Origin of the sequence: Arthrobacter sp. Soil762 (genome assembly GCF_001428335.1) — a bacterium.
In the GTDB taxonomy this organism is placed as follows: Bacteria; Actinomycetota; Actinomycetes; order Actinomycetales; family Micrococcaceae; genus Arthrobacter.
This window is the reverse complement of sequence record NZ_LMSG01000012.1, coordinates 432,385-446,599: the sequence shown is the minus strand read 5'-3', so window position 1 is coordinate 446,599 and position 14,215 is coordinate 432,385. Positions and strand designations below refer to the sequence as shown.

At 65.8% G+C, this 14,215-nt stretch carries 17 protein-coding genes, 1 tRNA gene and 1 pseudogene; 8 read left to right on the top strand and 11 right to left on the bottom strand.

Annotation, left to right across the window (positions count from 1 at the left end; translation table 11 throughout):
- Positions 1-3: 3 nt before the first annotated feature.
- The 5 genes from ASG77_RS10135 to ASG77_RS10115 form a co-directional block, all read right to left on the bottom strand.
- Positions 4-777 carry an IclR family transcriptional regulator gene (locus ASG77_RS10135; protein WP_056344666.1) on the bottom strand — a complete coding sequence of 258 codons (774 nt, stop codon included), beginning with the start codon at positions 775-777 and terminating at the stop codon, positions 4-6.
- Between the two features lie 53 nt (positions 778-830).
- Positions 831-1,466, bottom strand: a complete 636-nt coding sequence (locus ASG77_RS10130) for a DUF2461 domain-containing protein (protein WP_056344662.1) — start codon at positions 1,464-1,466, stop codon at positions 831-833.
- Positions 1,467-1,620: 154 nt separating this feature from the next.
- The gene (locus ASG77_RS10125) at positions 1,621-3,108 is read right to left on the bottom strand and encodes a catalase (protein WP_056344659.1); all 1,488 of its coding nucleotides are present in this window, start codon (positions 3,106-3,108) and stop codon (positions 1,621-1,623) included.
- An 18-nt stretch (positions 3,109-3,126) separates the two neighbouring features.
- The gene (locus ASG77_RS10120) at positions 3,127-3,597 is read right to left on the bottom strand and encodes a Fur family transcriptional regulator (RefSeq protein WP_056344656.1); all 471 of its coding nucleotides are present in this window, start codon (positions 3,595-3,597) and stop codon (positions 3,127-3,129) included.
- Positions 3,598-3,627: 30 nt separating this feature from the next.
- Positions 3,628-4,392 carry a hypothetical protein gene (locus ASG77_RS10115; protein ID WP_056344654.1) on the bottom strand — a complete coding sequence of 255 codons (765 nt, stop codon included), beginning with the start codon at positions 4,390-4,392 and terminating at the stop codon, positions 3,628-3,630.
- A 78-nt stretch (positions 4,393-4,470) separates the two neighbouring features.
- Here ASG77_RS10115 and ASG77_RS10110 point away from each other — a divergent pair, with 78 nt between their 5' ends.
- Together ASG77_RS10110 and htpX are read left to right on the top strand one after the other, a co-directional pair.
- A complete protein-coding gene (locus tag ASG77_RS10110) occupies positions 4,471-5,742 on the top strand; it encodes an MFS transporter (protein WP_056344652.1) in 1,272 nt (423 codons plus the stop codon).
- Positions 5,743-5,806: 64 nt separating this feature from the next.
- Positions 5,807-6,673 carry a zinc metalloprotease HtpX gene (gene htpX / locus ASG77_RS10105; protein WP_056345177.1) on the top strand — a complete coding sequence of 289 codons (867 nt, stop codon included), beginning with the start codon at positions 5,807-5,809 and terminating at the stop codon, positions 6,671-6,673.
- Between the two features lie 140 nt (positions 6,674-6,813).
- On the opposite strand, the gene ASG77_RS10100 is transcribed toward htpX, so the two are convergent.
- A complete protein-coding gene (locus tag ASG77_RS10100; protein ID WP_056344649.1) occupies positions 6,814-7,305 on the bottom strand; it encodes a YajQ family cyclic di-GMP-binding protein in 492 nt (163 codons plus the stop codon).
- Between the two features lie 225 nt (positions 7,306-7,530).
- Here ASG77_RS10100 and ASG77_RS10095 point away from each other — a divergent pair, with 225 nt between their 5' ends.
- The 3 genes from ASG77_RS10095 (at position 7,531) to ASG77_RS10085 (ending at position 8,645) form a co-directional block, all read left to right on the top strand.
- Positions 7,531-7,785 carry a hypothetical protein gene (locus ASG77_RS10095; RefSeq protein WP_056344646.1) on the top strand — a complete coding sequence of 85 codons (255 nt, stop codon included), beginning with the start codon at positions 7,531-7,533 and terminating at the stop codon, positions 7,783-7,785.
- 181 nt (positions 7,786-7,966) lie between these two features.
- Positions 7,967-8,048 (top strand) — tRNA-Tyr (locus ASG77_RS10090).
- 165 nt (positions 8,049-8,213) lie between these two features.
- Positions 8,214-8,645 (top strand): CBS domain-containing protein, encoded by a 432-nt coding sequence (locus tag ASG77_RS10085; protein ID WP_056344643.1) that lies wholly within the window; start codon positions 8,214-8,216, stop codon positions 8,643-8,645.
- Between the two features lie 108 nt (positions 8,646-8,753).
- Here ASG77_RS10085 and ASG77_RS10080 read toward each other — a convergent pair whose 3' ends face one another.
- A complete protein-coding gene (locus tag ASG77_RS10080; RefSeq protein WP_056344642.1) occupies positions 8,754-9,746 on the bottom strand; it encodes a LysM peptidoglycan-binding domain-containing protein in 993 nt (330 codons plus the stop codon).
- Positions 9,747-10,119: 373 nt separating this feature from the next.
- Positions 10,120-10,753, bottom strand: a pseudogene (locus ASG77_RS10075) (potassium channel family protein).
- 70 nt (positions 10,754-10,823) lie between these two features.
- Here ASG77_RS10075 and ASG77_RS10070 point away from each other — a divergent pair.
- On the top strand, positions 10,824-11,393 hold the full coding sequence (locus ASG77_RS10070; protein ID WP_056344639.1) for an acyl-CoA thioesterase: 570 nt from the start codon (positions 10,824-10,826) through the stop codon (positions 11,391-11,393).
- An 18-nt stretch (positions 11,394-11,411) separates the two neighbouring features.
- Here ASG77_RS10070 and ASG77_RS10065 read toward each other — a convergent pair whose 3' ends face one another.
- Together ASG77_RS10065 and ASG77_RS10060 are read right to left on the bottom strand one after the other, a co-directional pair.
- Positions 11,412-12,212 (bottom strand): ABC transporter permease subunit, encoded by an 801-nt coding sequence (locus ASG77_RS10065; RefSeq protein ID WP_056344635.1) that lies wholly within the window; start codon positions 12,210-12,212, stop codon positions 11,412-11,414.
- Positions 12,209-13,162 carry an ABC transporter ATP-binding protein gene (locus ASG77_RS10060; RefSeq protein ID WP_056344630.1) on the bottom strand — a complete coding sequence of 318 codons (954 nt, stop codon included), beginning with the start codon at positions 13,160-13,162 and terminating at the stop codon, positions 12,209-12,211. The genes ASG77_RS10065 and ASG77_RS10060 overlap by 4 nt, the downstream gene beginning before the upstream one ends.
- Positions 13,163-13,193: 31 nt before the next feature.
- Here ASG77_RS10060 and ASG77_RS22850 point away from each other — a divergent pair, with 31 nt between their 5' ends.
- Positions 13,194-13,319 carry a hypothetical protein gene (locus ASG77_RS22850; RefSeq protein ID WP_268760659.1) on the top strand — a complete coding sequence of 42 codons (126 nt, stop codon included), beginning with the start codon at positions 13,194-13,196 and terminating at the stop codon, positions 13,317-13,319.
- 4 nt (positions 13,320-13,323) lie between these two features.
- Positions 13,324-13,767 carry a thioredoxin gene (gene trxA / locus ASG77_RS10055; RefSeq protein ID WP_056344627.1) on the top strand — a complete coding sequence of 148 codons (444 nt, stop codon included), beginning with the start codon at positions 13,324-13,326 and terminating at the stop codon, positions 13,765-13,767.
- An 86-nt stretch (positions 13,768-13,853) separates the two neighbouring features.
- Here the strand turns inward: trxA and ASG77_RS10050 are convergent, their stop codons facing one another.
- Positions 13,854-14,132, bottom strand: a complete 279-nt coding sequence (locus tag ASG77_RS10050) for a putative quinol monooxygenase (protein WP_056344624.1) — start codon at positions 14,130-14,132, stop codon at positions 13,854-13,856.
- Between the last annotated feature and the right edge of the window lie 83 nt (positions 14,133-14,215).

Here is a 14,215-nt window from a genome sequence, read left to right as displayed (position 1 = left end):
ACGCTAGATCCAGGCCCTTTCAAATCCTGGCGGCAGGCAGCGGCTGAGCTCAGGCTGCACGTCCTGGAGTAGCGCCACGAGTGACTCAATCCGTTCCTGGGTCATGTAAACGCTGGGGGCCGAGATGGAGACTGCGGCCGCGACCCTGCCGAGCAGGTCCGGGATGGCGATGGCGACGCACGTGATGCCGAGTTCGTTCTCCTGGTCATCCAGCGCGTAGCCGTCCGCCCTGGCCTGGTCCAGCACCGCCCGGAAGGCGTCAACATCCTGGATGGAGCGCGGTGTGGCGATTGCCGCGGTATCGAAGGCGCGGACGGCCTCGTCATTTCCATACTGGGCTGCCAGCAGGGCCTTGCCCATGGCGGTGTTCTGCGCCCGCAACCGTGCCCCGGGACGGGACGCCATTTCAATGCCGCGATGGCCGCGGGCCTTGGCCAGGTACAGGACATCGTCGCCGCTGAGGATGCCCAGGTGCGTGGTGTCTTGCGTGGTCTTGGCGATCCCGGCGAGGATGGTCTGCACGGTGTCCGGGAGGCTGATCTTTGCCTCCGCCTTGGTGCCGAGCTCCAGCAGTTTGATGCCCAGGTGGTAACTGTGGTCCGGCTGCTGGCTGAGGTACCGGCCCGCCACGAGAGTGGTCAGCATGCGGTGGGTCGCCGAGCGGCTGAGACCCGAGGCCTGGGTAATGTCCTCGAGCCGGTGGGCGCCCGCAGCGACGTGGTCGAGCAGGCTGAGTCCGCGCTCCAGCGTGCGGGCCCCTGCGGGATTAGCTTCCATGCCCCCAATTATCCCACGTATAGGGAGCGATCCCATCTACAGGAAGCACGGCGTCACGGGGCCGCATGCCGGCCCACCCAGTCCACCAAGGGCCGCAGCTTGTCCCACAGCGCCTCGATTTCCTGCACCGCCGCCGGCGAATCCAGCCACTCCGGCTGGCCCAGCTCGATGCCGGCGGACAGCGACTTGTGCTTCAGCAGCTCCGCCCGGGGATGGTCCTTGTCGAAACCGCGCGGCACGGTCTTGAGCTTTTCGCCCTCCACGGCAAAGCCCGCGGCAGCCACGGTCTCCACGATGTGCCGCAGCGATTCGCCGGTCCCGGACGCATCCACGGAGTTCCGGAAGCGGGCCAGCTGGGCCGGCGAACTGGTGTGGCAGCCGCCGCCCACCAGCAGCCCCTCGGCGCTCACCTGGACGTAATACCCCACGCCTTCCTGGGACGACGCGAACGCTCCCTGGGCAGTCTTGTAGGGCGATTTGTCCTGGGAGAACCTGATGTCCCGGTTGGGCCGGAAGATCTTGCCCGGACCGAACCGCGGCTCCAGTTCGGCCAGCAGGGCGGTGACCGGATCCCGCACCAGGGTGTTGTAGCTGTCCTTGTGCTCCAGCCACCACTCACGGTTGTTGTTGTGCTCAAGGTCGGCATAGAACGCGAATGCCCCTGCAGGGATGCCCTGGAATGTACTCATGCAGTGATCCTAGGGACCACCGGGCAGCCCGGCCAGAGCGGCAGGCTCCTATGTGGAAACCAGAGCCATGTGGGAACAAGAGCTGGGTGGAAACAAGACCGCCCCGTCACGGAAACCGTGACGGGGCGGACGTTGCACCACAGGGGCAGAAAGGCTAGCCGATCTTGTTGGCAGCCTCGGCGTCGGAGTCAGAGGCACCGGCACCCAGGTTGGCGCGCAGCTTGGCGCCGAGTTCGGCGTCCACGTTGGTCCAGTACTGGATGGCGCGTTCCTTGATGTCGGCGTTCTTTACGCCGCCCACCGCACCGGTGATGGTGTCCAGCAGACGGGCCTTGGCGCCGTCGTCGAACACCTCGCGGTACAGGGTGCCGGCCTGGCCGAAGTCGCCGTCCTCGGCGTGGAGGGAGTGTGCGGAGAGCGTGAGCTCGCCGTCGTTCTCCCAGCCGCCGGCGGGGGAAGCCGGCTCAACGGCGGAAGGGCCGTTGAAGGAGTTGGGGGCGTAAACCGGTACGGACGGGGCGTTGAAGTGGTAACGCCCGGCGCCGTCCTGGCTGTAGTTGTTGACCTGGTTCTTGGGCTGGTTCACCGGGATCTGCGCGTGGTTGGTGCCCACGCGGTAGCGGTGTGCGTCGGCGTAGGAGAAGATGCGGGCCTGCAGCATCTTGTCCGGGGAAGCGGCGATGCCCGGTACGAAGTTCGACGGCGCGAAGGTGGCCTGCTCGATCTGCGCGAAGTAGTTCTCCGGGTTCTTGGTCAGCTCCATGGTGCCCACGTGGATCAGCGGGTAGTCCGAGTGCGGCCACACCTTGGTGAGGTCGAACGGGTTGAAGCGGTAGCCCTTGGCGTCTTCGTACGGCATGACCTGGACGTGCAGTTCCCAGGACGGGAAGTTGCCCTCGGCGATGTTGTCCTGCAGGTCGCGGATGTAGAAGTCCGCGTCCGAGCCGGCCAGCTCTGCAGCCTGGTCACCGGACATGGTCTTGACGCCCTGGTTGGACTTGAAGTGGTACTTGACCCAGAAGCGCTCGCCCGCGGCATTGATCCACTGGTAAGTGTGCGAGCCGTAGCCCTGCATTTCACGCCAGGAGGCCGGCAGGCCACGGTCGCCCATGAGCCAGGTGACCTGGTGTGCGGACTCGGGGGACAGGGTCCAGAAGTCCCACTGCATGTCGGCATCGCGCAGGTGCGTGCCCGGAAGGCGCTTCTGGGAGTGGATGAAGTCCGGGAACTTGATGCCGTCGCGGATGAAGAAGACGGGGGTGTTGTTGCCCACAAGGTCGTAGTTGCCCTCGGAGGTGTAGAACTTGACGGCGAAACCGCGGGGGTCGCGCCAGGTGTCCGGGGAGCCTGCTTCGCCGGCGACGGAGGAGAAACGGATCAGCATCTCGGTCTCAACACCGGGCTGCAGGAACGCAGCCTTCGTGTACTTGGAGATGTCCGAGGTGGCCTTGAACGTACCGAACGCGCCGCCGCCTTTGGCGTGCACTACGCGCTCCGGCACCCGCTCGCGGTTGAACTGGGCGAGCTTTTCGATCAGGTAGTGGTCCGTGAGGATGATGGCGCCGTCGGCACCGACGGATTGTGCGTGCGCGTCGGAAGTGACGGGCGCGCCGGACTGGGTTGTAGAGATGTTCGCAGTCATTTTTCTCCTATTTCTCGATTACTTGGGACGTTCAGAAGGAAGTTTTTGGGACGCCTGGCAGTCCTGGCAGATGCCCTGGTACATCACATCGGCGATCTGGATGGTCATCGGCTTGGAGTTCTCATCCCAGTGCGGGGTGAGGCAGGGCGCGTGCCCGACGGCGCATTCGACGTCCTCCACGCGGCCGCAGCTGATGCAGATGGCGTGGTGGTGGTTGTCACCGACGCGGGTTTCGTACAGGGCGGGGGAATGCGGCGGCTCGAAGCGGCGCAGCATGTGCAGATCGGTCAGGTCGCCGAGGACCACGTATACCGATTGCGCGGTCAGCTCCGGAAGTTCGGTGCGCGCGGCGGCCAGGATGCTCTCCGCGGGGGAGTGCGGATGGTGTTCGACGGCGGCCAGCACGGCGAGCCGCTGTTTGGTCACCCGGCGGCCGTGGGCACGCAGGGCCGCAGCCCATGCCTCGTGGCCGCCAAAGTGTTCATTCATGCTTCTATTGAAGCACTTATTATGAGTCGATCACAATAAGGCTTGGCTTACCTCCGGCAGGTCCAGGAATTCCTGCATGGGGTTGCGGGATTCTCCTGCCGAGCGGCCCATGGCATGGACTTCCAGGCCGCCGGGTCCGGGTTCGGGCGCCAAACAGCTCAGCCCGGTCACGCCGGGGCGGGCTGCCAGGATCTCGACGGCGGCGGCCAGCGCCAGCAGATGGCCGGGTGTCAGGCCGGGACCGCCCGGCGCAGGCGGCAACGCCGGCGCGAGCACCGTGTGGTGCGCCCCGGCCTTGAAATTCGGGGTCCTGGCAGTGAGTTCCGGGAGGGTGCCTTCCACCGGCGGGACGGGCTCCGCCGGGCGCGCAACAGCCAGCCGGCGCAGGGCGGTGCGGAGGCCGCCGTCGTACTCGCTAAGTTCTTCCGCTGCGGCCGGCACGCGGCGCTGAACGGGCAGGCGCAGCTGTTCGCCGGGCGTGACCGGCTCGGCGTCCCAGCGCCCGAAGACGTGGAACGTGGGCGTAGAGGATTCCGCTTCCGGTTCGCCGATGGCCGCTCCGATGGGGTGCCACTGGTGCGCAAACATAACGGTGCAGCGGCCGGCCCCCAGAACTTCGGCGAGGGCCTGCCGGGCGGTGTTGTGGCAGTGCAGCCAGTCGGTGGCGGAGCGGAGATCGAACGCCATGGCCGGATTCGTGAGCCTGATCAGGAGATGGCCGGCGTTCAGGGCGGTCCGGGGCCGGGCAACCTCCCAGCAAGCCGAGGCAAAAAGCAGCCGCCTGGACACATGCATTTGCCGACTCCTTTCCCCCGCCTGAGGATACCAAGCGTGTGACAGAACAGGACACTGCTGCGCCATTAGGGTTGCAGGGTGGGGAAACTGCTGGCCGATATCACACCGCTCCGGGAGAGCCCGGCCTTCCGCCGGCTCTGGCTGGGTTCCGCCGTCTCGGCCGTGGGGAGCCAGCTCACGCTGGTGGCCGTGAGCCTGGAGATATACCGGCTCACGCAGGACAGTTTCTATGTGGGACTGCTGGGTGTGTTCGCGCTGGTGCCGCTGGTGTTCGGCGGCCTGCTGGGCGGCTCCATCGCCGACTCCCACAACCGCCGCACGGTGGCGCTCCTGGCAACGTCCGTCCTGTGGATGACCACCGGCCTGATCGCGCTGCAGTCCTGGCTGCAGCTGGGAAACGTCTGGATTCTCTACCTCCTGGTGGCGCTCCAGAGCGGTGCCCAGGCAATCAACCAGCCGGCCCGCAGTGCCATCATCCCCACGCTTATCCGCAAGGAACTGCTTCCCGCGGCCAACGCGCTCAGCATGATGTCGTTCGGGTTGGCCTTGACGGTGGGACCCTTGCTGGCGGGGGTGCTGGTGGCGTGGGTGGGCTTCGGCTGGACCTACACCATCGACTTCATCAGCTTCGCGTTTGTGCTCTGGGCGGTCTTCAGGCTGCCGTCCATGCCGCCCTCCGGAAGCGCCGGACGGGCCGGAATCCGCTCTGTCATCGAAGGGTTCCGGTTCCTGGGCACCCGGCCCAACCTGCGGATGACCTTCATCATCGACCTTGTGGCCATGATCCTCGCCCAGCCCCGCGCCCTGATGCCCGCCATCGGTGCGCTGATGATCGGCGGCGGCGAAACCACGGTGGGCATCCTGCTGGCCTCCAGCGCGGTGGGCGCGTTCCTGGCCGGCCTGTTTTCGGGGCCGCTCGGCCATGTCCGGTGGCAGGGGAGTGCCGTGGTGTGGTCGGTGATGGGCTGGGGCGCCTCGATTGCGGGCTTCGGTGTGGTGGTGCTCCTGGCAGGACGGACGGACGACGGCGGGGCCACAGTTTGGCTGGTCCCGGCGGCTTTGTGCTGTGCCCTGGCCGGAATCGCCGACTCCATCAGTGCCGTCTTCCGCAACACCATCCTGCAGGCCGCTGCGCCGGACCACCTGCGCGGACGGCTCCAGGGGGTCTTCATTGTGGTGGTGGCCGGTGGGCCGCGCGTGGGTGACCTGCTGGCAGGCGGCGGGACTAAGATTCTCAGTGAGGGCTGGGTCCTGCTCTTGGGCGGGGTTTTGTGCATCGCGGTGGCCTGGCTGGCGGCACAGCTGCAGCCGGGCTTCCGGCAGTACGATGCCCGTGACCCGGTGCCATAGGGCCATGCCTTGTTGGGGCAACTTGTCGGGGCAACTTTGTCAAAGGCGACGTGGAGGAGTGGACGTGCACAAGCATTACAACGGCCTGAAAACTGCGGCGCTCTTCGGCGTCCTGTGGGCGGTGCTCCTGGGCCTGGGCGGACTGATCGGGATCAATACACGCAGTTCAGCGCCCATCTGGATCATGGCCATGATCGGAGTGGCCACCACCGCGTACGGCTACTGGAACAGCGACAAGATCGCCATCCGTTCCATGCAGGCCTACCCTGTCACGGAGGCCCAGGCGCCACAGCTCTACCAGATTGTCCGGGAGCTCTCCGTCCGGGCCAACCAGCCGATGCCCCGCATCTACCTCTCACCCACCATGAACCCGAACGCGTTCGCCACCGGCCGGAATCCCAAAAACGCCGCCGTGTGCTGCACCGAAGGGATCCTGCAGCTGCTCGATGCCCGCGAACTGCGCGGGGTCCTGGGGCACGAGCTGATGCACGTGTACAACCGGGACATCCTCACGTCCTCGGTGGCAGCCGCGGTGGCCGGCGTCATCACATCCGTGGGCCAGATGCTGCTGTTCTTCGGCGGCGACCGGCGCAACTCAAACCCGCTGGCTATGCTGGCGATGGCCCTTTTGGCACCGTTTGCCGCCTCGCTGATCCAGCTGGCCATCTCCCGGACCCGCGAGTACGACGCCGACGAGGACGGTTCGCAGCTCACGGGCGATCCGCTGGCGCTCGCCTCAGCCCTTCGCAAGATTGAGCAGGGGGTGCGGATCGCGCCGCTGCCGCAGGAGCAGAAGCTGGTCAACACCTCGCACCTGATGATCGCCAACCCGTTCCGCGGCGGGGCGATGACCAAGCTGTTCGCCACGCACCCGCCGATGAAGGAGCGGATCGCCCGGCTGGAACGGATTGCCGGCCGGCCGCTGAACTGAGGCTGACTGACCGACCCGGGCGCCGCCGTCGTACTTTCAACCGTGACACGCAAAAACGCCGGCGCTGCCCGTATTCAGGTAGCGCCGGCGTCTTTTGTCAGCGGCAGAATTCTTGCGCCTCGAAAACGAAGGCCTGGTGGCTAGCTGCGGAAGTTGACGAACTGCAGGTCCGCCTCGTCAAAGTCCTTCAGCAGCGCCATGACAGACTGCAGGTCGTCGCGGGACTTGGAGGAGACGCGGAGTTCGTCGCCCTGGATCTGGGATTTGACGCCCTTGGGGCCCTCGTCGCGGATCAGCTTGTTGATCTTCTTGGCCAGGTCCTGCTCGATGCCTTCCTTGATGGAGGCTTCGAGGCGGAATTCCTTGCCGGAGGGGTAAGGTTCGCCGGTGTCCAGGGACTTCAGCGAGATACCGCGGCGGATCAGCTTGGACTGGAGGACGTCCAGCACGGCCAGCACACGTTCCTCCGAGTTCGCCTTCATCAGGATCTTCTCGCCGCTGAAGTCGACCTCGGCGCCGACGCCCTTGAAGTCGTAGCGCTGGACAAGTTCCTTCTGTGCCTGGTTCAGCGCGTTGGCCACTTCCTGCTTGTCCACTTTGCTTACGACGTCGAACGTTGACTCGCCTGCCATGATTCTCCTTGTGCCGGTGGTTGCCCTGACATTGGCTCTGCAGGGCGTGGATCTCTGCATTCCAGCCTAATACGGATCGCCCGCCTGTGGCGCTGGTGCGCGTGCGGCGCTGTTGTGGATTCGGGACTGTTCCTGATTCACAGTTCCCTCATAGCGAACGCACTGCGGGAACGAAGGCGGGCAGGCGAGAGTTGAACGAGTTGGAAACAGGCCGAAGGGAAAGCCATGCAACACAAAGCCATCCGTTACGTCACCCGAACCACCGCCGCAGCCGCGGGCGCCGTTGCCACTGCTGCCACGTCAGTCGCCGCTGCAGCGCTGGCAGGCTCCATCATCTTCAGCCCGGTCCCGGGTGCCTCGGCCCGCATGGAGGGTGTGAGCGAGGACCTGCTGCGGGCGGTCCAGCTGAACCAGATCACCGAGGAGCAAGCCGTGAAGTTCGAGGCAAGGCTGGCCGGACGGATTCTCGGCGACGCCTGAGTCCTCGGGTTTTCCGCGGAATTGCGGGGCTTCTGGCGGCATTTCCAGGGGTCTGCCGCCTCGATTCGATGTTTCGGCAGAAGTTCTGTAAAGTTGTCTTGCCCGCGGTTACTGGAAGCGGAACGGCCCGGAAACGGACGTTCTGAACACTGCAGCCGGGGGTGATCTTCTTTTGAAGTTCGGCAGATTACCCGAGCGGCCAAAGGGGGCTGACTGTAAATCAGCTGGCAACGCCTACGGGGGTTCGAATCCCTCATCTGCCACCCAAGGAAAAGCCTCCGGAACCACCAGGTTCCGGAGGCTTTTTTGTGCCCGAAATCGGGGAGAAACCGTCGTCGACAGCAGCGTTGGCCCGGGCGTAGGCTGGCACCATCGGCGCATGTGACCCCGATGCCCTGCGTCGATACATCAATCGATGAAGGAGAACCATGAGCGTTGTACGTGAATTTATGACCACGGATGCACAGTGTATTAAGGAGCATCAGTCCCTCGCAGATGCCGCCCGGATGATGTTGGATCTGGATTGTGGATCGCTGCCGATCTGCGGCGATGACGGCAAGTTGAAGGGCATGATCACCGACCGCGACATCGTGCTCAGGTGCGTTGCTGCCGGCCGTGATCCCCGCGAGATGTTGGCCAGCGAACTGGCCGCCGGCAAGCCCTACTGGGTGGATGCCGACGCCAGCGTTGACGCAGCCATCGAAATCATGGAGAGGTACCAGGTCAGGCGCCTCCCGGTCATCGTCGACCACAGGATGGTCGGCATCATCAGCCAGGGCGACATTGCGCGGAACTACTCCGAGGAGCGAGTGGGCGAACTGGTGGAGCACATCTCGGAACGCCACCCTATGCCTGCATAGTCTGACTAATTCCCGCATGGCCTTGTTCGCGGCTCCTTACCTGAAAGGTTCGGAACCGCGAACAAGCTTTGGAAACCCTGGACCGCGAAAACCCGGCCGGACCAGAGCCTAGTTCAGGGCGATCAGGAGCATCTGGTTGGTCCCCGGGATGCACGTCTGCAGGATGGCCCGGGGGAATCCGCCGAATACAGCGATGACATCGTTGGTGGTTCCCGGGTTGGGGACCTGGCCCCTGGCTGTCGCCGTGTATGTCCCGTAACCCGGAATGCTGACGGTCTCGCCCACGCCGATGCCGGAGAAGCGCGCCCACCCGCCGCAGAAGTCGTGCTCCGTGATGAACAGCGAATAGCCGTCATTGGGTGTGTAGTGGATCGGCCCGATGCACGCGTCCACCATGGCCTGTCCGCCAGCGCCCGCGACATAGATGGTGCGGACAGCGGGCGCGGCCTGGACCGGCGCCGGGGCGGGGATGTAGGCCGGTGATCCAGCAGCGGGTGCAGCGGCGGCCGCAGCCGGAGCGGACGCGGAAACCTCGACGGCGGGTCCCGTCAGTTTCAGCGTCTGGCCCGGGACGATGATGCTGTAATAGCCCAGCCCGTTGGCGGCCAGCATCGCGTTTGTGTCAACCCCGTACCTGGCCGCGATCCCACCCACTGTGTCGCCGGGAACCACTGTGTAGAGGTTGGGGTCGCCCGCGGGTGCCGGAGCAGGTTCGGGAGCTGGTGGCGGGGGAGCCTCTGCCGGCGCCGCAGGCACTGCAGCTGCGACCTCCGGCTGCGCAGTGCCAGCTCCCGCACTGCCAAACTCAACGGACCCAACATAGGGCGCATCCAACGGCACCGCGGCCAAAGGCCGGGCAACGCGCACAACTGGCGCCGCCGCCGTCGTGATGGCCTCCGCCGGCGCTGACAACTTTGCCGCTGGGACGGGGCCGGCCAGTGCGCCGACTCCGAAGGCGGAAATCACGGCGGCGGTGGCCATGCCGGCCCACAGCTTGTTGCTGATCGGCCGGCGTCCCGGTGTCAGGAGGTCGGCCCGCGGGACATCGGTTTCGAAATTACGGCGGGGTGGTTCGGGAACAGGTGCGGTCAACTGGAACATGGGTGGCCCATCGCAGGTCGGTCCGGCAACAGGGCGGCAGTGGTGCCGCGAGTTCCAATGCAGGACGGATCGAGGAGTGATGCGCTGCGCGGTGCCGGTCTATGACGGAACCGCGCACGGAAAGCGCGCATGATGGGAGCGCCCGCATACCCAGAAGATACGGATGCCCCGCTATGAAGCGGCATCATCCACCCCAGCTCGGAGGATGCGCCGGCAACTTTGTTTGGCCCTAGGAATTTCGAGTCTAGGAAGCTGCGCCAGGCACTGCACGAGTAGGCGTTACCTGAATTTTTCCGCCGAATACTTGGCCCCGCGGCGGCGACTACTCGGTGTCCAGCCGCCTGCCCCGCTGGACATTTCTACCGGGACATTCCTACAACGAGGGGCGGTCCTTGAGCTCGGCCACTTGGCGCCGCAGCGCAGCGATCTCCGTGGCCAGGCCGGCGAGCTCTGCCCGCAAGGGTTCCTCCACGGACTCCGCGGCAGCTTCCGTGGACTCCTCTACACGCTGGACAAGCCAGGAGGCGATGGACGCGGTGACCACACCCAGCACGGCAATGCCGCTCATCATCAGCGCCGAGGCCACCAACCGGCCGATCGGCGTCACGGGGTACATGTCGCCGTAACCCACCGTGGTGATGGTGGTGATGGCCCACCAGAGAGCGTCGCCGAACGTCAGGATCTTGGCGTCCGGGGCCGACTGTTCAACGTCCAGTGCCGCCAGCGCGCCCACAAATACCAGGAGCGCCGCCGATCCCGCCACGTACGTGACCACCCGGCCTCTGAGGGTCTCGCCGATGGTCCTGTGCAGCACCGAAAGCAGCGTGACCAGCCGGAGCAGGCGCAGCGGCGAAAATACCCCACGTCAGCCAAAGCACCGTCTCCAGCCATTCCGCGCCGCTGCCGTCGACGCGGCCAATCACCTGCCACGCATACGCCGCCAGGAAAACCAGTGCAGTCCCCATCAGGGGCCACTCGGCGAGGTCCCGGTAGCGTTGTTGCGTCATGCGCCACATCCTACGTGGCGGGCCGGACCTACGGACTTGCCAGCAAGTTACTGATGGGTAACATTGGAGGATGCACCTGCTTCTGCGAACCCTCCTGATGCTGTTCACGTCCGCCCGCCGCTCCGCACTGACCATCTGGGACGCTTCGTCCCTGCCGCTGCGCGTCCTGCCCACCGACATCGACATCGCCATGCACATCAACAACGGCATGTACTTTTCCCTCATGGACCTGGGCCGCTTCGACCTGATGGTCCGCAGCGGCGTATGGAAGACCATGCGCCGGCGCGGCTGGAGCCCGGTGGCGGCCGGGGAGACCATCGCCTTCCGGAAGTCGCTGCAGCTGTGGCAGCAGTACACCATCGAAACAAAGATCATCGGCCTGGATGCCAAGGCCATCTACTTTGAGCAGCGCATGGTGTCCGACGGCGAGATTTACGCGCGTGCCTACATCGCCACCCGCCTGGTCACCAAGGGCAGGCCGGTCAGCCAGGAGGAGATCCTGCGCGAATTCGGACAGCCCCCGGCGGACCTGGTGCTGCCCGAGTGGATCCACGAATGGCGTGAGACCAACGCCCTGCCCGGCAGCCGGACGCCGGCGCCGCACCTTTGGGACAGCCTCACCCGGGAAACCAAGGCCTAAGCGCCGGTCACCCGGAAGCTACGTGCCGACGTCGCGCCTGTTCACCGCGAACGCGGCCCCGGCCACCAGCGCCGCCGAAATTCCCCAGAGCCACCCGGCCGCGGCCCACTCCGCGCCGTTGGCCACCGGGGAATTTCCGTAAGCCCAGTGGTACGCGCTCAGGTCCAGCAGCCACTCCACGTCCTCGCTCTGCCGGCCGACGGCGTTGAAGACGTAACCAAGAACGCCGACGGCCGCGCCCGCGGCCAGCCCGTACGTCCGCCTGCCGGACACAGCCCCGGCGCAGAGCGCGGCCGTTCCGCTCAGCAGTGCCAGCCCGGCAAACAGCACCGCTGCGCCGAAGAGGTTCTCGGGCCGGATATTAAGCTGGGCGGAATCATTGAGCAGCCGGACCAGCACAAAGACCAGGGCCGCGAGCAGCACTACCCGCAGGAACAGGGACAGCGCTCGTTCCAGCACCACCTGGACGCGGGTCACCCCGTGGGCGAGGGTCAGCTCCAGCTGGCCGGATTCCTCGTCGCCACCCACCGCAGCCGCACCCCATCCCACGGAAGCGATGGTCATCAGCAGGAAGCCGATCAGCCCGAACAGCGTGGCCTGGGTGTACCCGGGACCGGTGGCGATCTGGTCGTAGTTCAGCGCCTTGGTCATCTCGGCCGGGAGGGCATCGATCATGTCCTGCATCTGCGCGCTCCCGCCGAGGGACGGGTACAGCGGCAAGTAGAGGAACGTGGCGGCGGCCAGGCCCGCGGCCCACGCCGCCGTGGAGCGCCAGGAATCAAAGAAGGCCCGGCGGAACAGCGGGAGTGTGGTGCTCATCGCGCGGCCTCCCGCTGTCCGGCGTCTGCGGGGCCGGTGTCTGCCGGACTTGAGTACATCTTCAGCACCGACTCCTCAAGATCCGGTTCCTCCAGCACCAGGTCGGTCAGCTCCAGGGTGCCCAGGGCCCTGACCAGCGGCTGGATGGCCCCCTCCACGGTCGCCGAAAGGGTGATGCTGCCGCCGGACTCCAGCACCTCAACGTGCCCGACGCCGGGCACCCCACCCAGCAGCGCGCCGGCGTCGTGCGCTGTTGTTCCGTTCGCAGTGAACCGGACCCGCCGTACCGCACCTTCCCGAAGCCCGCTCACTGACTCGACGGCGATGATCCTGCCGTCCCGGAGAATCGCCACGGTGTCAGCGGTCTGCTGGACCTCGCTGAGGACGTGGGAGCTGAGGAAGATGGTCTGGCCTTTGTGCTGCGCTTCCCGCATCATGGCGTGGAATTCCTGCTGCACCAGGGGGTCCAGGCCGCTGGTGGGCTCATCGAGGACCAGGAGCTCGGGATCGTGCATAAACGCCTGGACCAGGCCGAGCTTCTGCTTGTTGCCCTTGGACAGCTTGCGGGTGTGGCTGTCCAGGTCCAGGCCCAGCCGTTCGGCCAGCGCGTCGATCCTGCCCGGCGCCACCGGGCCGCTGATGGCCTGGTAGTGGGCCAGGAGCGTCCGCCCCGTGACGCGGCCCTCCAGGAACAGCTCGCCCGGAAGGTAACCGATCCGGCGGCGGAGCTGCGGGCCGCCCGCACGGGGGTCCTTGCCCAGGACCCTGACCTCCCCGGAGGTGGGGCGGATGATGTCCAAGAGGCAGCGCATGGTGGTGGTCTTGCCGGCGCCGTTCGGGCCGATCACGCCGAACACTGAGCCCGCTTCGACGGCAAAATCCACCCCGTGGAGCACCTCGCGCCGGCCGAATTTCTTAGTGAGGGACCGGGTGGAGATAGCCTGGGCCATGAACCCTCCTGTGTGCGGCAGTTGGCGGCTGATGACCCCAAGGGTAGGCCTCGCCGTGCCCGGTGTACACGGTCCCGCCACGGATATTCCCGATGACGCGGGGAGCGAACAGGGCGCACCCGGCTGGGACATCCGCCTGCGCCTCGCGTACCGTTGAAGGCATGGCTACCCTAGATATCACAGGTGAACAGTTCGCATCGACCATCGAAGGCAACGACATTGTCCTGGTGGACTTCTGGGCTGAATGGTGCGGTCCCTGCAAGCAGTTCGGGCCAACGTACAGTGCCGTTTCCGAGAAGTACCCTGACGTCGCCTTCACCAAGGTGGACACTGAAGCCCAGCAGCAGCTCGCCGCCGAGGCCGGCATCACGTCCATCCCCACCCTGATGGCGTTCCGCGAAAAGGTCCTGGTCTTCTCCCAGCCCGGTGCCCTGAACGCCCAGCAGCTGGAGCAGGTTATCGACGCCGTCAAGGCCCTGGACATGGACGAAGTCCACGCCCATGTGGCGCGCTCGCAGGCGGAAGCCGCAGCGGCCGCGGAAAGCAACCCGGCCGTCACCAGGAGCGCCGGCCCGCAGGACGGCTCACAGATCCCCGAGGCGTAAGCGCTTAACAACATCGACTGCTCCGTAAGGGCCCTTTTGAACGTTCAAAACGGCACTTACGGAGCAGTCGATCGTTAAAGCGAGGGTTACAGGCGTTCCAGCAGCACGGGCTCGGCCAGCAGCGCGCTGAGGGATTCGTTCAGGTCCTGGACGGCGGTGCCCTTGGAGTGCTTCGCAAGCAGTTCCTCGGATTTCCACTGTTCCGTGAGGACCAGCTTCTCTTCGGTGGCTTCGGTCAGCTCGTAGCGGATGCAGCCGGGTTCGTTCACCACCTCGTCGATGGCGATTTCCAGGGCGAGCTTCACGCGGAAGAACTCGCCGTCGTTGGGGATGAACGTGGCCTGCAGGTCGATGGGTGCACTCATGGATTTCACAATATCGGGACTCGGGATGCACGCCCGCCCTGTTTACGCGCGGACACCCTCCTGTTGCGCTTCTCTTGCGCTTT